Below are 18856 nucleotides of genomic sequence, written 5' to 3'. Positions count from 1 at the left end.
GTGTTTCCAGGGGCGGGCGGCAACGGGAAGTGGAAGGCGGGAAACAGTGAAGACGCTCTTCGGCGTGCTGGCCGACGGCACCGAGGTCTCCAGCTGGTCGCTGGAGAACGGCGGGACCCGGCTGAAGGTCCTCGACTACGGCGGCATCGTGCAGTCCCTGGAGATCCCCGACCGGGACGGCCGGTACGCCAACGTCTCCCTCGGGTTCTCCGCCCTCGACGACTACGTGGCCGGCAGCCCGTACTTCGGAGCGCTGATCGGCCGCTTCGGCAACCGCATCGCCGCGGGCCGCTTCACCCTGGACGGCGAGAACCACCAGCTGCCCCTCAACGACGGGGACCGGAGTCTGCACGGCGGCACCGAGGGCTTCGACCGGCGCGTCTGGGACGTCGAGCCGTTCACCGAGGGCCCGGACGTCGGTCTGCGCCTGCGCCTGACGAGCCCCGACGGCGAGATGGGCTACCCCGGCACCCTCGAGGTGACGGTGACGTACACCCTCACCGGCGGCGGCGACTGGCGCATCGACTACGAGGCCACCACCGACAAGGCCACCGTCGTCAACCTCACCAACCACGTCTACTGGAACCTCGCCGGCGAGGGCAGCGGCTCGGTGCACGACCACGAGCTGGAGATCGCCGCCGCCCGCTACCTGCCCGTGGACCAGGAGCTCATCCCCACAGGCGAACTGGCGGACGTCGCGGGCACCCCCTTCGACTTCCGCACGGCCAAGGCGGTCGGCCGGGATCTGCGCGTCGCCCACGAGCAGTCGTTGCACTGCAAGGGCGTCGACCACAACTACGTCCTCGACAAGGGCGTGACCGCCCGGCCCGAGCCGGTCGCCGTCCTGCGCGACCCCGCCTCCGGCCGCACCCTGAGCATCGCGACCACCGAGCCGGGCCTGCAGTTCTACTCGGGCAACTTCCTCGACGGCACGCTCGTCGGCACCGGCGGCCGCGTCTACCGTCAGGGCGACGCGCTCTGCCTGGAGACCCAGCACTTCCCGGACGCGCCGAACCAGCCGTCGTTCCCCACCACGGTGCTGCGACCCGGACAGACGTACCGGACGACGACGGTCCACTCGTTCGGCTCCTGACCCGTCCGTACGTCCCACGACCTGTGCTTCACAGCCAAACCACAACTTCTTACCGATTTCTCAGCGGTTGAACACCACCACCCGAACCCTCGTATGTAAGGACGGCCCGTGCTCCCCCGCGCGGGCCACCCAATGACGACGGGCCCGGTCGTCCCCGCCGGGCCCGCCCCATACGGAGGTTCCATGGCCGACAACGTCTCCTCGTTGTTCCGCAACAACGCGGCGCACAGCCCGTCGATGGCGGCGCTGACACGGGAGGGCGGCGAGGGGGTCGGCCCGGTGGACTTCTGCATACCCTGCAACCCCTACTTCCCCACCCCGGCGATGTTCGACGAGATGGCGGCCCGGCTGCGCGACATCATCACGTACTACCCGAGCAGCGCCGACACGATCACCGCGGAACTGTGCAGTCTGCTGCAACTCCCGCCGCAGGCCGTCGCCATGGGCAACGGCTCGACCGAACTGATCACCTGGATCGACCATCTGCTGGTCCGCGAGTCCCTCGCCGTCCCGGTCCCCACCTTCGGCCGCTGGACCGACCAGCCCATGGAGACCGGCAAGCGGGTCGACATGTTCCCGCTCCAGGAGTCCAGCGGCTTCGCCCTCGACCTCGCGCAGTACGCCGAGTTCATCCGGGCGCGCGGCACCAGGGCCGCGGTCATCTGCAACCCGAACAACCCCGACGGCGGGTTCCTGCACAAGCACGCCATCGTCCAGTTCATGGACGCGATGGCCGACCTGGACCTGATCGTCATCGACGAGTCGTTCCTGGAGTTCGCGGACGCCGAGGCCGAGCCGAGCGTCGTCCAGGAGGCGATGCTGCGGCCCAACGTGATCGTCCTGCGCAGCCTGGGCAAGAACTTCGGCCTGCACGGCATCCGCTTCGGCTACCTGGTCGCCAACCCTGCGCTGGCCGGACGGGTCCGCTCGATGCTCCCGAAGTGGAACCTCAACTCCTTCGCGGAACACGTCGTGTTCATCCTCAAGCAGCACGGCGCGGAGTACGCGCAGAGCCTGATGCAGGTGCGCCGGGACCGCCTCGACATGGCGAGCCAGCTCAGCGCCCTGCCGGGCCTGACCGTCTACCCCTCCCAGGGGAACTTCCTCTTCGTGCGCCTGCCCGTCGGCGCCGAGGGAACCGTGGTCCGCGACCGGCTGCTCGCCGAGCACCGCATCCTGGTCCGCGAGTGCGGCAACAAGATCGGTTCGTCGAGCCGCTTCCTGCGGCTCGTGGTGCGCCCCCAGGTGGACGTGCGCCGTCTGGTGTCCGGCATGGAGCAGGTGCTCTACGGGACCAGGAGGGGAGCCCCCGTGCCCGAGCTGAGCGCCGGCGCCGGCTACAGCTCGGGCACGGCGGCGGTGGACCGGCTGGTCACCAACGGGGCGGGCATGCCCGGCCTCGCCGCCCAGGCCATGGGCATGGCCCCGCCGGGACTGGTGGCCGCCGCCCCGGCCGCCGCCGTCGCCTCGGCGATGCCCGCCCCCGCGATGCCCGCCCCGGCGATGGCCCCGGCGATGGCGCAGCCCGCGCCGTCCGAGGGCGCCGGGGTGCCGCTGCCGGCCGCGGCGCAGGTCTTCCCCCAGTCCGTGCCTGCCCCGGCCCCCGCCCCCGCCCCCGCCCCGGCCCCCGTTCCGGCGCCGGCCCCCATGGCCCCGGCGGCCGCGATGGCACCTGCAGCAGCGATGACACCTCCGCCCATGTCTCCGGCGGCCATGTCCCCGGCCGCCATGTCGCCTCCGCCCATGGCCCCGGCCGCCATGTCCCCGGCGGCCATGTCCCCGGCGGCCATGTCGCCTCCGCCCATGTCGCCGGCCGCCATGTCTCCCGCGGCGATGGCCCCCGTGATGGCCCCGCCCATGGCACCGGTCGCTCCCGCCCCGCCGATGGGCCCGACGCCGCCCGGCGTCCCGGCCCGCGGCGGCCTCACGGCCGCCCAGGTCAGGGGCACCAACGGCCTCTCCCCCGCCGCGGCGACCGGCTGGCCCAACGCCCAGAGCTGGCCGAACGCCGCGGGAATGGGCCAGGCGGGGTAGTCCCGCCCAGGTGAGCCGACAGCCGGGTCCGGAGACCTGCCCGGTCCGTCGACTTCCTTGGCCTGCACGCGACTTGACGGCTCCTCACTTTGCCGTCCTGACAGCCTGCGGACAGAAAGCGTTCCTAGGGTGCCGTGTTCATGACAGACACTTCAGATGTGCGCACCCCCATCGGACGCCGCAGCGTGCTCGTCGCCACGGGCGCGACCGCGGCGGCCCTGGCCGTAGGGGCCGCCGCCCGGCCCAGCGCTTCCGGCGCCGACGCGGCCGACACCGCCCCCGTCGCCGCCGCGGCCGTCTGCACCCTCACCAAGGAGATGACCGAAGGCCCCTACTACCTGGACGGACAGTACGTCCGCGCCGACATCACGGAGGGCAAGGCGGGCCTCCCGCTGAAGCTCACCCTCACGGTCGTCGACGACGACACCTGCGTCCCGATCAGCAACGCGCTGGTGGAGCTCTGGCACGCCGACGCCCTCGGCGAGTACTCCGGCTTCGTCGGCAACAACGGCCACAGCGAGCCGGACAGCGGCACCTTCCTGCGCGGCGGGGTCCTGACGAACGCGTCCGGCGTCGCCTCCATCACCACCGTCTACCCCGGCTGGTACCGCGGGCGCTGCGTGCACATCCACGTGAAGGTGCACACGAACGTCACCCTGACCTCGGACGGCTCCTTCACCGGCGGTCAGGAACTGCACACCGGCCAGCTCTTCTTCGACGAGACGATCACGACCGGCGTCGCGCGGGTCTCCCCGTACTCGACCAACAGGGTCACCCGCACCACCCTCGCCCAGGACTCCATCTACGACGACAAGGGGGCCGCCTCCGGTCTGCTCACCCTGACGGCGCTGGGCAGCTCGACCTCGTCCGGCTACGCGGGAACGCTCACCCTCGGCGTCGAGCGCTGACGCCCGTCATGTGACCGCCCCCCGTCCGACTGGACGTCACCGGATGAGCGGTGGCGTCCAGTCGGCGTGCCGGAGGGCGACGCGCAGCATCACCGCGGACGGCACGAGCCGCAGAGCGGTGTCGCGCAGGGCCATGGCGGCGGGATGCGTCAACCGGTGCCCCATCCGGCCGGCCTGGCGGGCCGCTCGGGCCACGGACCGGACGCGCGGTCGCCGTGCCGCGTCGTAGCGGCGCAGTTGGCGTGCAGGGAGATGCCCGCGCACACGTCGGCGAAGGCGGGGGCGCGTTCGAGGACCGTCACGTCCCAGCCGATCCGGCGCAGCCCGATCGCGGCGGCCGGCCCGCCGATACCCCCGCCGACGACCACCGCACCACGACCGCGACCCGTGTCCCACCCGCCCCTTTGCCCGCCGCGCGGCGAGCCGAGGCTCCATGATCGCTCAGGAGAGCGGCAATCTCTGCGCCAGGGGCCTGCGGCAGCGGCTCCGGCGGCAACCGCATCGAGGTCGTCGCCTTGTTCCGCGCGGATGCGTGTCCGTGGCTCAGGGCCGAGGGCGGTCCCGAGCTCGCCCTCTCCCCCGCCGCGTGGGCCGGTTCGTGACCCACGCGGCGAAGTGACCCTAGGGCCGTGGACCGCTCACTTCGCCGGGCACTGCTGCCAGGCCATGTGGTAGACGGTGCTGAGGTCGCCGTCGGTCGAGTCCATCGTCATGAAGCTGACCTTGCTCGGCGAGGACGAGCCCGCGTTGACCCGGAGTTCGGTGTTGATGTTGAAGTTTCGCTGGACTCCGCAGGGGGCCCAGACGAGTTGGGCCCAGTCGGTGCTGTCGGTGGCCTGCCAGTTGTCGTTGTAGGAGCCGGAGAAGTTGTGGTTCTTGAACACCGTCTGCGACGAACCCTGGAAGTAGTACGAGGCCCGCTGCACGGCGCTCGCGCCGGACTGGAGTGAGGCGTAGCCGCGGTAGTCCGCCTTGGCGATGGCGTACGTGAAGCCGGAGGGGACGTGGACGACCAGGTTGAGCTGGCAGTTCTTGCGGAAGGCCGTGGGGTTGGAGCCTCCGCCGACCTGGGCGAGGTAGTCGCTGTAGGTCACGGTGAAGGCGGTGTTGTCCTCGGACACGGCGACGGCGGCCGTGCCCGCGGGACAGCCGGAGCCGTTCACCGTGGCGACATCGATGACGATCTTGTCCGGCGGCGGGTTGTCGAACACGGGGGACGAGTTGTGCGCGGGCACCGCCGCGGTGATCAGAGCGGCGACAGCGCCGCCCAGAAGCAGCCCACTTGCCATGGTCACTCTCCTTGGTTCAACGGAAAACCTGTGGAGTTCCTGTGAAGAACTGGGGGGGCGATCGCATCGTAGGAATGCCACTGAGGCGCGGCCAGGTAGAACTCCGGCCATTCACCCAGTCCCGTTCACACCCCCGGGATGCCCGAACTCATCGGAAAACAACGGGAGTTGACCGTTGCGTCCACAAGCCTCGGACAGTGCCCGCGGCAAGCACCCCCACACCGCTCAACGCTGGACCCGGACCACCGCGCTCACGGGTTCTCCCAGGCCGCCGGCTCCGCCGCCAGCTCCTTCACCGGGACCGGCAGCGCGTCGGCGGCGATGTCGGCGATCGTGACGCCCTCCAGGATGCGGCGCACATTGGCCCGCAGCGCGATCCACAGCGGCAGCAGGGGCTGCGCGGACCCCGTGTACGACAGTCCCGTCGGGCGTTCGCCGCGCACGGACACGATCGGGCCGTCCACCGCCCGGATGACGTCCGCGACGGTGATCGTCGCCGGGTCGCGGGCCAGCCGGTAGCCTCCGCCGCCGCCGCGCCGGCTGTCGACGATCCCGCCGCGTCGCAGGTCGCCGAGGATCCCCTCGAGGAACTTGTGCGGAATGTCCTGCTCGGCGGCGATCGCCTCCGCCTTCACCGGGTCGCCGCCTTGCCGCACGGCGAGCTCCAGCACCGCCCGCACCGCGTAGTCCGCCCTTGCCGAGATCCTCATGACTCCATTGTGGGGTCAGCGGCCGGCCGCGCCCGCCGCCGACCCCGTCCCGGCCGCGACCGGGCCTACGCCAGCCGGATCACGTTCCACGACAGCGGCTCGAGCGTCGCCGTCAGCGTGCCGTCCGTCAGCGCGGTGCCCTCGGCCGGGTGCGGGGCGACCCGCTCGGGGTCGGCGAGGGTGTTGCGGGCGTCCGGGTCGGCGTCCGCGAGCACGCTGTGCTCGACGACCGACGTCAGTTCCAGCCCGTGCAGGGCGACCTGCAGCGGCAGCGCGCCGGTGCGGCTGCGGTTCACGGCGAAGACGGTGACCGTGCCGTCCTCGGCGCGGACCGCGGTGGCGTGCAGCAGGTCCGTCGTGCCGTGCTTGCGCGTCTCGTACGTCGGCGAGTCCACCCGCACGTCCAGGACGGTGCCGCGGCCGTACCGGGACGCCTGCGCGAACGGGAAGAACGTCGTCTGCCGCCAGGCCGGGCCGCCCGGCTCGGTGAGGATCGGCGCGATCACGTTGACGAGCTGGGCGAGACAGGCGACCGTCACGCGGTCGGCGTGGCGCAGCAACGCGATGAGGAGCGAGCCGAAGACGACGGCGTCGGTGACGCTGTAGTTGTCCTCCAGCAGACGGGGTGCCTGCGGCCAGTCCCCCTGCTCCAGCCCCTTCGCGTGCTCCTCCCACTCGCGCAGGTACCAGACGTTCCACTCGTCGAAGGAGAGATTGATCCGCTTCTTCGACTTGAGCCGCGCGCCGACGTGGTCGGCGGTCGCCACGACGTTGTCGATGAACGACTCCATGTCGACGGCGGAGGCGAGGAAGGAGTCGACGTCGCCGTCCTCGGGCCAGTAGTAGGCGTGCAGCGAGATGTAGTCGACGAGGTCGTACGTCTCGGCGAGGACCGTCGCCTCCCACTCGGCGAACGTCGGCATGGACTGGCTGGAGGAGCCGCAGGCGACGAGTTCGACGCCGGGGTCCAGCTGGCGCATGGCGCGGGCGGTCTCGGCGGCGACGCGGCCGTACTCCTCGGCCGTCTTGTGGCCGGTCTGCCAGGGACCGTCCATCTCGTTGCCCAGGCACCACAGCCTGATCCCGAACGGCTCCTTGTCGCCGTGGGCGGCGCGGAGGTCGGAGAGGGCCGTGCCGGAGGGGTGGTTGGCGTACTCCTGGAGCTCCAGGGCCTCGGCGACGCCGCGCGTGCCGAGGTTGACCGCCATCATCGGCTCCGCCTGCGGGCCGATCTTGCGAAGGAAGCCGATGTACTCGGAGAGGCCGAAGCGGTTCGTCTCCGTCGAGTGCCAGGCCAGGTCGAGGCGGTGGGGCCGCTCCGCGGCCGGGCCGACGGAGTCCTCCCACTTGTAGCCGGAGACGAAGTTGCCGCCGGGGTAGCGGACGGCGGTGACGCCCAGTTCGCGGACGAGGTCCAGCACGTCGGTGCGAAGGCCCTCGGCGTCCGCGCTCGGGTGGCCGGGTTCGTAGAGGCCGGTGTAGACGCAGCGGCCGAGGTGTTCCACGAAGCTGCCGAAGACACGGGGGTCGACCTCGCCGACGGTGAAGGCGGGGTCGAGGGTGAAGCGGGCGGTGCTCATCTTGGCCTTTCGGGTTCGGTCTCGCCCGACGCCCGGGCGGCCGGCCCTCCCCGGACCTCCTCCGTCGCGTCGGGGCCTGGTGGGCCGGTGGGCCGCTCGGTTCGACATGCCGGAATGTGATCGCTACTTCGAACGGACCGTAGATTTCGAAACGGCCGCTCGTCAATGCCTTCGGCCCGACTTCCGACAGCGCTTTCCGTCCTTGACCGTGCAACGACTTCTCGTGACGCGGACACAACCAGCCGCGTAGTCTCGGACCGGCCGTCGCCGGGCGGCCGGAAGGGGGAGCCGATGGACGGCGCGGGCGCGCGCGGGACGGCGGCCCGGATCGCCTCGGCGCTGCGGCGTGCGAGGACCGGCCCGGCCATGCGCGAGCTGACCGGCGATCTCTCCGCCGCACTGCGGGCACGCACCGAACGGCCCGAAGGGGTGCGGGAGTTGTGCCGTGCCCTGTGCGAGGAGCTGTCCGTGCGGCGTGGCGGACGACCGGTGGAGGTGCGCTTCGAGCGGTTCCCCGACGAGATCGACGTGACCGGGCTCTGGGTGGAGTTCCAGGACTTCGATCTGGTCATCGTCGAGGAACGGGCCGAGGCCGTCCAGCAGTTGGTCATCCTCGGCCATGAACTGTGGCATCTGCACGCCGGGCACCGGCACCACCACCACGGCCTCGGCACGGTCGCCGCCGGGGTCCTGGCCGGCCGTTCCGGCTGGGAGTCCGCCGCCCTGGCCTTCGCCGCCCGCAACGGCTCCCGGGAGGACGACGAGGCCGAGGCCGACGACTTCGGCCATCGGCTGGCGGCCCGTTTCCGGCGCTACCTCGCCGGCTCCGGGCCGGCCGCCGCCCCGGGGGCCGCGGACACCGCCGCGGTCCAGCGGACCCTCGGCTACCGCGGACGCAGGGGGACGCTGCGGTGAACCACGGGCTGTACATCTCCTTCTGGCTGCCCACGGCGGTGCTGGGGGCCGCCCTCGCCATCAAGCTGCCCAGCATCGTCAAGCTCTGGCGGGACCCGCTGCTGCGCGCGGTCGGCGGCCTGCTCGTCTTCGGCTGTGCGGTGTTCGTCTTCGCGGCCCCGAAGACCATCGCCTGGACCAACCGGGTCACCGGCGTGCCGAACATCGCCGCGCCCTGGGTGTACTCGCTGCTCACGGCACTGTCCGCGTCCTGGCTGCTGCTGATCATCGCCTGGCGCAACGGACGCACCGAGCGCTCGGCCCAGACCCGGCGGACGACCCGCCTGGTGGTCTCCGTCTACGCAGCGGTGGTGGTCGCGCTGTGGGTGCTGTTCGCGCTCGCCGACGTCCCCGTGGAGCGCATCCGGGACCTGGACACGTACTACGCCAACACGCCCTTCATGCGCGAGGAGATCCTGCTCTACCTGGTCGCGCACACCGTGGCCTGCTCGGTCACGGCCCGTCTGGTGTGGAACTGGAGCCGCACCGACGGCCTCGACGCGTGGCTGCGCTGGGGACTGCGCTTCCTGGGGGCCGGCTATGTGACGAACCTGCTGTTCAGCGCGGCCAAGCTGACGGCCGTCGGCGCGCGTTGGACCGGGCACGACCTGGACTGGCTGAACACCGGCATCGCGCCGTCGGCCGCCTGCGTCGCCGCCACGCTCGTCGCGATCGGCTTCATCGTGCCGCACGCGGGCCAGTACCTCCAGGAGCGGTGGCGGGTGCGCCGCCGCCACCGGAGCCTGCAGCCGCTGTCCCGGCTGATGCGGACCGTCACCGGCGGCCGGGAGCCGTTCGACCTGCGCGCCACCCCGGAGCTGCGGCTGATCCGCCGTGAGACGTTCATCCGCGACGCCCTCCTCCCGCTGGCCCGCCGCCTGGACGACGATCTGCGCGCCCGGGCCTACGACGCCGCCGTCGCCCTCGGCGTGGAACGCGGCCGGGCCCAGGCCCTGGCGGCCGCGGTGGCGCTGCTGGACGTCGTGGAGGCGCGGGAGCGGGCGCAGCACGGCACGGCGGCCCCCGAGGCGACGCCGCCCCCGGCGAGCGACGGCGGGGCCGCCTCCCCGGCTCTGGTCGCTCCCCGGGCTCGCCGAGCCGCCGCCGCCTTCCCCGCGTCCGCCGCGCCCCCCGCCTCTGCCTCTGCCTCTCCCGCCGCGTCCGCCGCGCCCCCCGCCTCTGCCTCTCCCGCCGCATCCGCAGCCTCCGCTTCTCCCGCCGCGCCCGGTGTCTCCGCTTCTCCCGCCCCTTCCGCTCCCTTCGCCTCCGGCCCGGACACCACGTATCTCCTGCGGGAGATCCAGGCCGTGTCCCAGGCCCTGCGCCACCCCGACGACATCCAGGCGGTCCGCGCCCGCGCGGCCGCCCCGGCAGAGAGCATCTCCACGCATGACTGAACCCTCCAACCCCGCCAGAACCGCCGTAGTCCTGGGGGGATCCCATGCGGGCATGCTCACGGCAGGCGCCCTGACCGGCCTGGCCGACCGGATCGTCGTCATCGAGCGGGACGTGCTGCCCGACGGCCCCGCGCCCCGCAAGGGGCTGCCCCAGGCACGTCACGCCCACATGCTGTGGTCGGGCGGGGTGCGGGCGGTGGAGGAGCTGCTGCCGGACGTCACCGGGGCGCTCCGGGCGGCCGGGGCGCGCCGGGCCCCGGTCACGACGGACATGGTGGTCCTCGGCCCGCGCGGCTGGTTCCGCCGCTGGCCCGAGTCGCACCACGTGATCCTGGCCGGCCGCGACCTCCTGGACGCGACGGTCCGGGCCCGGGTGCTGGCCGACGAGCGGGTCGAACTGTGCTCGGGGGCCGAGGTGACGGGGCTGGTCGGGGACGCGGGCGCGGTCACCGGCGTGCGGGTGCGGGAGGGCGGCGCGGAGCGCGTCGTCGAGGCGGGCCTGGTCGTCGACGCCGGCGGGCGCGGGTCGCGGGCGGCGGGCTGGCTGACGGAGCTCGGGCTGCCGGCCCCGGAACGGCGCGAGGTGGATTCCGGACTGGCCTATGCCAGCCGGCTGTACCTCGCGCCCGAGCCGGCCCGCTCCGGATACCCGATCGTCAACGTGCAGCCCGACCCGCGGGACGCCGGCCCCGGCCGCGCCGGGTTCCTGCTGCCCATCGAGGACGGTCGCTGGATCGTCACCCTCAACGGCACCCGGGGCGGCGAACCCTCCCCCGACGGCGACGACTTCGTCCGCTTCGCCCGCGAGGAACTGCGCCACCCCGTCATCGGGCAGCTCCTCGAACAGGCCGAGCCGCTGTCCGAGGTGGCGTACACCCGGTCCACCGTGAACCGCCGCCACTTCTACGAGCGGATGCCGGCCTGGCCCGACGGCTTCGTCGTCCTCGGCGACGCCCTCGCCGCGTACAACCCGCTCTACGGGCACGGCCTCGCGGTCGCCGCCCAGAGCGCGGTGCTCCTGCGCGACACGGTCCGGCGGCACGGGTGGGGCGCGCCGGGGCTGTCCCGGCGCGCGCAGAAGGCGGTGGCCCGGCCCGTCGCGACCGCCTGGGACCTCGCCGTCGGCCAGGACGTGTTCTACCCCGGCGCGACCGAGGCCGGCCCCACCCGGCGGGACCGGCTCGTGGCCGCGTACGTCGGTCGGCTGATGCTCACCGCCACCGGCAACGGCCGCTTGGCCCGCCGGGTGACGGACGTGACGTCCCTGGAACGCGGCCCCCAGGTCCTGCTGTCCCCCTCCGCGCTGGCGGCGGCCGCCGTCGGCCCCCTCCGCCCGCCCCTGCCCGGCCCACCGCTGACGGTGGACGAACGGAAGCGGGCGGGCCTGCCGTAGACGGGCGGTGCCCGCCATTCCCGGTGGGGCGGAACGCAGACCGGCGTAGGGCCGGCGGGGCGGAACGCCGGCCGGCGTGGCGTCGTCGGTCAGCCGGCGAAGGCCGGTTGGGGCAGGCCGTTGCCGGCGTTCGGAAGCACCAGGAGGGAGCCCGCCGTCGGATGGGGGGCGTCGAGGCCCACACGGGCCGTGGTCACGTACAGGTCCGTCAGGTCCGGGCCGCCGAAGGCGCAGGCGGTGATCCTCGGGGTGGGCAGGTCGATCTGCCGGTCCAGGACGCCCGCGGGGGTGTAGCGGCGTACCGCGGCCCCGTCCCACAGCGCCACCCACACGCAGCCGTCGGCGTCGACGGTGAGGCCGTCGGGGAACCCGGCCCCCTCCTCGATCGCGACGAAGGGTCGGCGGCCGGACGCCCGCCCGTCCGCCGAGAAGTCGAAGACGTCGACCCGGCGCGTCGGCGAGTCGACGTAGTACATCAGCGTGCCGTCCGGGCTCCAGCCCGTCCCGTTGCTCACCGCCACGTCGTCGAGGACCACCTCGGCCGTCCCCTCGCCGGTGAGGCGGGACAGGGTGCCGCCGCCGGGGGCCTCGTCGTAGCGCATGGTGCCGGCCCACAGGGAGCCGTCCGGGGCGACGGCCGCGTCGTTGGCGCGGCGGCCCGGGACGGGCTCGTGTCGCAGCCAGCGGAAGCCGCCGTCCGGATCGAGGAGGCCCACGCCGTCCCGCAGGTTGAGGACCAGGCCGCCACCCAGCCGGGGCTTGGCCGCGCCCACGTGCTGGTGGGTCGTGCGGACCGTGCGGCGGCCGGTGGCGGGGTCGTACGCGTGCAGCCGGCCGCCCAGGATGTCTGTCCAGAGGAGTCGGCCGGCGGCGGGGTCCCAGGTCGGCCCCTCGCCGAGGACCGCCCCGGCCCGCACGGCCACCTCGTACCGCGTGGTCATCCCGCGCTCCGGTAGCCGAGCAGCTCGGACAGCTCCCCGGCCCCCTTCACGGCGAGCTGCTCCAGATCCCCGCGGCGCTCCTCGCTCCAGCGGATCATGGGGACGGAGATGGACAGGGCCGCGACGACCTGCCCCGTGCGGTCGCGCACCGGCGCGGCCACGCAGCTGACGTCCGGGTTGGACTCGCGGTTCTCGACCGCGACGCCCCGCTCCCGGATCTCGGCCAGGGCCGCCCGCAGCGCCTTCGGCTCGGTGATGCTGTTCGGGGTCATCCGCACGAGTTCGGCGTCGTCGGGGATGCGCGCGGTGAGCTCCTGCTCGGGGAGCGAGGCCAGCAGCATCTTCCCGACGGAGGTGCAGTGGGCGGGCAGGCGGCGGCCGGCGGCCGACACCATCCGGACCGCGTGCGTGGAGTCGACCTTCGCGATGTAGATGACGTCGGCCCCCTCCAGGATCGCCACGTGCACCGTCTCGTCACACGTTTCGGCGACGGTGCGGGCGATCTGCTGACCCTCGGCGGCGAGGTCCAGCTGCTCGGCGTACCGGCTGCCGAGCTGGTAGGGACGTACCCCGAGACGGTATCGTCCGGGTTGTCCGGGGACGGGCACGATGTACGCCCGGGCGGAGAGTGTGGTCACGAGTTCGTGCACGGTGGTGCGCGGAAGCTGGAGCTTGCGCACGATGTCGGGGGCGGAGAGCGAACCGTCCCCGTCGAGGAAGAGCTCGAGGATGTCGAGAGCTCGGGTCACGGCAGGTACGAGGCGTCCCACGACCGGCCCCCTTCTTAGTCTGTAGTCTCAGTGCCCGTGTTCGAGATATCAACAGGCGATCGGCATGACGAACACAGGCTGTCATAAGGTGTTGCGGCGGGCAATGGTCGTGAGTCGCGCGGTGGGCCAGGATGGGGCGCATGCCGACCCAGAAACGCCTCGCGGGCTCGTTCACGCCGCTCGACTTCCAGCTGGTCCTGCTGCGCCGCATGGCCGATCACAATCCGGATCTGGTGGAGAACGCCCGCCACGAACTGGGCGTCTCCCTCACGCAGATGAGGGAGGCCAACAAGCGCTGGCAGGCGATGGTCCACTCCCCGCACGCGCGGGGCTCGCTCTCCCGGCACCGCTCGATCCTCGGCGAACCCGAGTCGAGAACCGCCCGGCGCGTCGGCGACCTCGACTGCGAGGCCTGGCTCTGGCCGCTCCCGCTCTGGCCCGACCTGCGCTTCGAGGTGCTGCTCGCCCCGAACGGCTCGGTCTGGAACGAGTGGCTGGTCCGCGCCCCGGGAGCGAGGCCGCCGTTCCTGCGGTCCCTCGCCGACCTCACCCCCTGGTCCTGCACGGTCGACGAGGCCGCCCACGCCTTCGCCCCGGCCCGCCCCCTGGAGGGCACCGCCCCCGCCCGCTGGGGACTGGCCTTCTCCGCGCCGGACGGGCGGGGGGCCCGGCGGGAGGTCGTCGCCGAGTTCACCTGGGGCCTGCTGCAGCGGACGGCCGTCAGGGAGTGACGGCTCCCCGGTTCCGCCCGCCGTCCGGAGCCGCCCCGGCGGCCGTCAGGATGCCCGCGACGACGTGCGCCACGGACTGCGGGTGCAGGAACAGGAAGAGGTTCGGCTCGACCAGTTCCAGCTCCATCACCCGCGGCTCCCCGTCGTCGCCGTCCACCAGGTCGACGCGGGCGTAGAGCAGCTCCGGCGCGTCCGGCACCGCGGCCAGGGCGCGTTCGGCGACGGCCAGCTCGGCCGGGGACGGCGTCCAGGGCTCCAGACCGGGGTGGGCGACCTTGTCCGCGTCGAAGGCCGTGCCGGGGGCGAGGACGGCCCGCTTGCGGCTGGCGTGCAGCAGGCGGCCGCCGAAGAACTGCAGGCCGCGTTCGCCGTCGGCGTCGATGCCGCGCACGTACGGCTGCACCATCGCCGTGAGCCCCTCGGCGTGCATCCGCGCGAGGTGGCGGACGGCCCTCTCGTGGCCGTCGGGCGTGTAGCGGGCGGCGTAGCGCGCGCCGGCCCCGGAGGCGGGCTTGATCACGTACTCGTCGCCGTCGGGCAGCTCGGCCGGCTCGCCGGGCGCGAAGTAGCGTGTCGGCACCGTCGGCACCCCGGCCGCCGCCAGCTCCCCGAGATACCGCTTGTCGGCGTTCCAGCGCACCACGTCGGCCGGGTTGGCCAGCCGGGTGACGGACGCGACCTTCCGCGTCCAGGCCGCGAACTCGTCCGCCCGCCAGCTGTAGTCCCAGGTGGAGCGGATGACGACGAGGTCGTACGCGGCCCAGTCCACGTCCGCGTCGTCCCAGAAGACGCCGTCGGCCTGCGCGCCCGCCTCGCGCAGCGCGCCCAGCAGCACCGGGAAATCGGCGTCCTTGCTCGGCTCCGGCCGGGGGTCGTAGGTGACGAGTGCGATACGGGCCACGACGGACTCCCTGTTCGTACGACTGTCCGATCACCGGAAGGCTAACAAGCCCGCTCCCGCACCGGCCCGGCCGACCTGGGCCGGGCCGACCCGGGCCGGGCCGACCCGGGCCGGGCCGACCCGGGCCGCCGACGTGAGCCCACCGGACATGGGCGCACCGAACACGGCCCGCCCGACATGGGCTCACCGAACATGGCCCGGCCGGCGGGAGCGGGTGGGGGCCCGGTCGGCCTCGGTCGCGCGGTCGAGGCGCGGTGGAACGGGCGGGACGGGGAGGTGCGGGCGCGGCGGGTGGGGTAGGAACCTGCTTGTCGCCCACCTCAGCCGTACAAGGAGTCCGTCCCGTGTCGCCTCTCTTCCCCGCCCTGACGAACGATCCGTCCGGCCGCCCCGCCCTGCGGTTCGGTGAGCGTTCCCTGTCCTACGCTGAGCTCGCCGGGGCGGCCCGCGCCGTCGGCGGACGCGTGCGGGAGGCGACGGGGGCCCACCCGCTCGCGCGAGGCGGGGGGCGGGGAAGGGTCGCCGTATGGGCCACGCCCACCCTGGAGACCGCCGTGGCCGTGGTGGGCGTGCTGCTCGCCGGGGCGGCCGCCGTGCCGCTGAACCCCAAGTCGGGCGAGAAGGAGCTCGGGCACATCCTGTCCGACAGCGCGCCGAGCGCGGTCCTGGCGGCCGCGGGCGACGAACTGCCCGAGCCGTTGCGCACGTTGCCGCGGATCGACGTCGACGTGGACGGGCGCGGCGGCGCGGGTCCGGCGGCGGCCGGCGGACCGCTGGACGGCCGGCCGTCGGACGGCGAGGCGTCGGACGGCGAGCCATCTGGCCCTGAGCGGTCGTACGAGCCGTCGGACGACGAGGAGCCCGCCCTCGTCGTGTACACCTCCGGCACCACCGGGCCGCCCAAGGGCGCGGTCATCCCGCGCCGGGCCATCGCCACGACCCTGGACGCGCTCGCCGACGCCTGGGAGTGGACCGGCGAGGACGTCCTCGTGCACGGACTGCCGCTCTTCCACGTGCACGGGCTCGTGCTGGGGGTCCTCGGGCCGCTGCGCCGGGGCGGGTCGGTGCGGCATCTGGGGCGGTTCGACACGGAGGGCGTCGCACGGGAGCTGACCGACGGCGCGACCATGCTGTTCGGGGTGCCGACGATGTACCACCGCATCGCCGAGGCCCTGCCGTCCGACCCCGGGCTCGCCGCGGCGCTCGCCGGGGCGCGGCTGCTGGTGTCCGGCTCGGCCGCGCTGCCCGTGCACGACCACGAGCGGATCGCGGCGGCCACCGGACGGCGGGTGATCGAGCGGTACGGCATGACGGAGACGCTGATGAACACCTCCGTTCGGGCCGACGGGGAGGCCAGGGCGGGCACCGTCGGGGTGCCGCTGCCGGGGGTGGAGCTGCGGCTCGTCGACGAGGACGGGTCGGCCGTCGAGGCGTACGACGGGGAGAGCGTCGGCGAGATCCAGGTGCGCGGGCCGAACCTCTTCACCACGTACCTCAACCGGCCGGACGCGACCGCCGCCGCCTTCACCGCCGACGGCTGGTTCCGCACCGGCGACGTGGCTGTCCGCGACCCCGACGGATATGTGCGGATCGTCGGACGCAAGGCGACCGATCTCATCAAGAGCGGCGGCTACAAGATCGGCGCGGGCGAGATCGAGAACGCCCTGCTGGAACATCCCGGGGTGCGGGAGGCCGCCGTCACCGGGGAGCCGGACGCGGACCTCGGCGAGCGGGTCGTCGCCTGGGTGGTGCCGGCCGATCCGCAGTCGCCGCCCGGTGAGCGCGAGTTGGCCGACCACGTCGCCCGCCGCCTCGCCCCGCACAAGCGGCCCCGCACGGTCCGCTACCTGGACGCCCTGCCCCGCAACGACATGGGGAAGATCATGAAGCGGGCGCTGCCGGCATGACGGCGCAGCGAGCGAGCGCGCGGGAGTTCATCGCCCTGGTCGCCGACGGGTTCCACGAACTCCCGCAGGTGGAGCGGGAGTCCCCGCCGGACGGACCGCTCGGCTGGCCCGGCTACGACGCCTCGCGCGAGCGCGCCGCCCGGCGCACCGGCGAGTCGGAGTCCGTGGTCTGCGGCGTCGCCGACGTCGAGGGCGTCCGGGCGGTGCTGATCGCCTTCGAGTTCGGCTTCCTCGGCGGCTCACTGGGCGAGCGCACCGGCGACCGGCTGGTCACGGCGTACGCATACGCCCGCGAACACCGGCTGCCGGTCGTGCCGTTGGTCGCCACCGGCGGCAGCAGGATGCAGGAGGGCATGCTCGCCCTGACCCAACTCCAGCGCGTGGCCCGCGAGTCGGCGCTCACCCGGGAGGCCGGGCTGGCGCAGATCGCGGTCCTGCGGGATCCGACGACCGGCGGCGGCTGGGCCACCCTGGGCGCGGGCGCCGACGTGGTGCTGGCGCTGCCGGGCGCGCAGGTCGGCTTCGCCGGCTCACGGGTGCGGCCGCCGGACGCCGACCCGGCCGCCTACACGGCGGAGGCGCAGCTCACGGCGGGGGCGGCGGACGCGGTGGTGCCCGCGACGGAGCTGCGGAACGTCCTGGGCCGCTGGCTGCGCCTCCTGGCCCGCGGGACGACCTCGGCGGCAGGCGCCGACGCGCACAGCCGCCCGGAGGAGACGGCACACGCCCCGGCGCCGCCCGGGGCCGCGCCCGGCACCCGGGCCCCGGTCGAGCCCGCCCCCGTGCCGGGCGCTCTCGGGGCGACGGATCTGCCGCGTACCGGCCGGGACGCGGTGCGGCGGGCCCGTGCGCCGGAACGACCGCGTGCGCAGGCCTACTTGGACGCCTACTTCACCGACCGGCTCGCGATCTCCGGCGACCGGTGCGGCGGCGTCGACCCGGAGGGGATGCTGTGCGGCTTCGGCCTGCACCGGGGCCGTACGGTCGCGTACGCGGCGCAGACCGGAGCGGCGACCCGGCCCGCCGGCTACCGCACGGCCGCGCGGTTGATCCGGCTCGCCGGCCGGCTCGGCATCCCGGTGCTGACCCTGGTGGACACGCCGGGCGCGGCCAACGACGCGGAGGCGGAGCGGCAGGGCGCCGGCGCGGCGATCGCGGACCTGTTCGGCGCGGTCGCCACCGCCCGCACGCCGCTCACCACGCTGGTGATCGGCGAGGGCGGTTCCGGCGGCGCGCTGGCGCTGGCCGCGCCCGGACGCACCTGGGCGACCCCGGACAGCTATTTCTCCGTCATCGCGCCGGAGTCGGCGGCGGCGATCCTGAAGCGGCCCCCGCAGGAGGCGGACGCGACGGCCGACCAACTGCGCCTGAGGCCTCAGGACTTGGCGGAGCTCGGGGTGATCCGCACCGACCAGGCGCACGGAACGCAGGACAGTCGCGCGTACCGTCCGTGACAATGAAGACGCGCAGAGCCGCGATACGGGAGTGACGGCCGCGCGGAACGCGACACGCGGCACGCGGCACGCGGCACGCCGAGCGCAGAAGGGGTTACGGGGGAGACGTGGACGGACTGGTGGAGTTCAGAACCGACGACGGCGCCGTGGTCGCCGTGGAGGCGGTCGCGGAGGGGCGGTCCGGTTCCCGGCTGGTGGCCCGCGGCGACGGGACGGTGCAGGCGGCCCGCACCTTCGAGGGCGCCCTGGAGGGCGTGCGCGCCGCCGCCGAGTCCGCGCTGCGGGTGTTCCGGGAAGGGACGCTGCAACCCGACGGCGTCGAGATCGAGTTCGGCGTGAAGCTGTCGGCGGAGACGGGCGCGATCATCGCCAAGGGCACGGCGGAGGGGCATCTCGTCGTGAAACTGACCTGGTCGCCCTCCGCCGGCTCCTGAACAGCGCCGGACGGCACGACGGGAGCAAGAGCGGCGGCCGGGTGGCCGGGTGGCCGGCACGGGCTTTCCCGTCACCCCGCGCGAGGCGCCGACCTGCGCCCATGTCGTGAACGGGCCGCCCCGGACGCGCTGCCGGTGACGTTCACCGAGCTGCCCGGCACGACGACCGTCCGGCCCGGGTCACGGCCGAGGCAGCCCGGGTGACGGCCGAGGCGGCCGACGCGGCGGCGCGACCGGCCTCGACGACCTCGCCGTCCTCGAGCCGGCTCACGGGGCACTGACCGCACCAGCCGTGCCGACCCCGCGGGCTCGTCGTCCACGGCTTCCCGGTCGGTTTCGGCGAGGGCGCGCACGCCCTGC

Annotated in this window: 17 protein-coding genes and 1 pseudogene; 10 read left to right on the top strand and 8 right to left on the bottom strand. The window is 73.8% G+C overall.

Features of this window, described 5'->3' with window-relative positions:
- Positions 1–46: 46 nt before the first annotated feature.
- The 3 genes from OHS82_RS29480 to OHS82_RS29470 all read left to right on the top strand — a co-directional run bounded on the left by OHS82_RS29480 (position 47) and on the right by OHS82_RS29470 (position 4035).
- Positions 47–1093, top strand: a complete 1047-nt coding sequence (locus OHS82_RS29480; RefSeq protein WP_057582951.1) for an aldose epimerase family protein — start codon at positions 47–49, stop codon at positions 1091–1093.
- Positions 1094–1276: 183 nt separating this feature from the next.
- Entirely contained in the window at positions 1277–3127 is a 1851-nt protein-coding gene (locus OHS82_RS29475) for a pyridoxal phosphate-dependent aminotransferase (RefSeq protein WP_057582950.1), read from the top strand.
- A gap of 140 nt (positions 3128–3267) precedes the next feature.
- The gene (locus OHS82_RS29470) at positions 3268–4035 is read left to right on the top strand and encodes an intradiol ring-cleavage dioxygenase (RefSeq protein ID WP_057583415.1); all 768 of its coding nucleotides are present in this window, start codon (positions 3268–3270) and stop codon (positions 4033–4035) included.
- A gap of 36 nt (positions 4036–4071) precedes the next feature.
- Here the strand turns inward: OHS82_RS29470 and OHS82_RS29465 are convergent.
- The 5 genes and pseudogenes from OHS82_RS29465 to arfA form a co-directional block, all read right to left on the bottom strand.
- A pseudogene (locus tag OHS82_RS29465) lies at positions 4072–4272 on the bottom strand (FAD-dependent oxidoreductase); the annotation flags it as partial.
- A complete protein-coding gene (locus OHS82_RS29460; RefSeq protein ID WP_328436187.1) occupies positions 4185–4403 on the bottom strand; it encodes an NAD(P)-binding protein in 219 nt (72 codons plus the stop codon). The gene OHS82_RS29460 and the pseudogene OHS82_RS29465, both read right to left, overlap by 88 nt.
- A gap of 270 nt (positions 4404–4673) precedes the next feature.
- A complete protein-coding gene (locus OHS82_RS29455) occupies positions 4674–5324 on the bottom strand; it encodes a DUF4360 domain-containing protein (RefSeq protein WP_057582947.1) in 651 nt (216 codons plus the stop codon).
- A 251-nt stretch (positions 5325–5575) separates the two neighbouring features.
- On the bottom strand, positions 5576–6034 hold the full coding sequence (locus OHS82_RS29450; protein WP_266717300.1) for an RrF2 family transcriptional regulator: 459 nt from the start codon (positions 6032–6034) through the stop codon (positions 5576–5578).
- A 65-nt stretch (positions 6035–6099) separates the two neighbouring features.
- Positions 6100–7614: an arabinosylfuranosidase ArfA gene (gene arfA, locus OHS82_RS29445; RefSeq protein WP_057582943.1), complete on the bottom strand. Its 1515-nt coding sequence runs from the start codon at positions 7612–7614 to the stop codon at positions 6100–6102.
- Positions 7615–7905: 291 nt separating this feature from the next.
- Between arfA and OHS82_RS29440 the strand changes: the two genes are divergently transcribed.
- The 3 genes from OHS82_RS29440 to OHS82_RS29430 are packed head-to-tail and all read left to right on the top strand — an operon-like array spanning position 7906 to position 11358.
- Positions 7906–8529, top strand: coding sequence for a toxin-antitoxin system, toxin component family protein (locus OHS82_RS29440; protein ID WP_199863962.1), 624 nt, complete (start codon positions 7906–7908; stop codon positions 8527–8529).
- The gene (locus OHS82_RS29435) at positions 8526–9965 is read left to right on the top strand and encodes an MAB_1171c family putative transporter (protein WP_328434915.1); all 1440 of its coding nucleotides are present in this window, start codon (positions 8526–8528) and stop codon (positions 9963–9965) included. Before OHS82_RS29440 ends, OHS82_RS29435 begins: the two co-directional genes overlap by 4 nt.
- A gap of 52 nt (positions 9966–10017) precedes the next feature.
- Entirely contained in the window at positions 10018–11358 is a 1341-nt protein-coding gene (locus tag OHS82_RS29430; protein ID WP_328434914.1) for a pyridine nucleotide-disulfide oxidoreductase, read from the top strand.
- Between the two features lie 89 nt (positions 11359–11447).
- On the opposite strand, the gene OHS82_RS29425 is transcribed toward OHS82_RS29430, so the two are convergent.
- Together OHS82_RS29425 and OHS82_RS29420 are read right to left on the bottom strand one after the other, a co-directional pair.
- A complete protein-coding gene (locus OHS82_RS29425; RefSeq protein ID WP_057582937.1) occupies positions 11448–12299 on the bottom strand; it encodes an SMP-30/gluconolactonase/LRE family protein in 852 nt (283 codons plus the stop codon).
- On the bottom strand, positions 12296–13069 hold the full coding sequence (locus OHS82_RS29420) for an IclR family transcriptional regulator (protein WP_057582935.1): 774 nt from the start codon (positions 13067–13069) through the stop codon (positions 12296–12298). Before OHS82_RS29420 ends, OHS82_RS29425 begins: the two co-directional genes overlap by 4 nt.
- A gap of 131 nt (positions 13070–13200) precedes the next feature.
- On the opposite strand from OHS82_RS29420, the gene OHS82_RS29415 reads away from it, so the two are divergent.
- Positions 13201–13800 carry a hypothetical protein gene (locus tag OHS82_RS29415; protein ID WP_057582933.1) on the top strand — a complete coding sequence of 200 codons (600 nt, stop codon included), beginning with the start codon at positions 13201–13203 and terminating at the stop codon, positions 13798–13800.
- Here the strand turns inward: OHS82_RS29415 and OHS82_RS29410 are convergent.
- On the bottom strand, positions 13790–14701 hold the full coding sequence (locus OHS82_RS29410; RefSeq protein WP_328434913.1) for an ATP-grasp domain-containing protein: 912 nt from the start codon (positions 14699–14701) through the stop codon (positions 13790–13792). The two genes, OHS82_RS29415 and OHS82_RS29410, sit on opposite strands and share 11 nt — an antisense overlap.
- A gap of 344 nt (positions 14702–15045) precedes the next feature.
- On the opposite strand from OHS82_RS29410, the gene OHS82_RS29405 reads away from it, so the two are divergent.
- The 3 genes from OHS82_RS29405 to OHS82_RS29395 all read left to right on the top strand — a co-directional run bounded on the left by OHS82_RS29405 (position 15046) and on the right by OHS82_RS29395 (position 18496).
- Complete coding sequence (locus OHS82_RS29405) at positions 15046–16608, top strand: acyl-CoA synthetase (RefSeq protein WP_328434912.1); 1563 nt, start codon at positions 15046–15048, stop codon at positions 16606–16608.
- Complete coding sequence (locus OHS82_RS29400) at positions 16605–18062, top strand: carboxyl transferase domain-containing protein (RefSeq protein ID WP_057582926.1); 1458 nt, start codon at positions 16605–16607, stop codon at positions 18060–18062. Before OHS82_RS29405 ends, OHS82_RS29400 begins: the two co-directional genes overlap by 4 nt.
- Before the next feature lie 107 nt (positions 18063–18169).
- Positions 18170–18496, top strand: a complete 327-nt coding sequence (locus OHS82_RS29395; protein WP_057582924.1) for a CU044_2847 family protein — start codon at positions 18170–18172, stop codon at positions 18494–18496.
- The last annotated feature ends 360 nt before the right edge of the window (positions 18497–18856 follow it).

The organism is Streptomyces sp. NBC_00425 (assembly GCF_036030735.1).
In the GTDB taxonomy this organism is placed as follows: Bacteria; Actinomycetota; Actinomycetes; order Streptomycetales; family Streptomycetaceae; genus Streptomyces.
The sequence above is the reverse complement of the archived record's forward strand: the minus strand, read 5'-3'. Positions and strand labels throughout refer to the sequence as shown.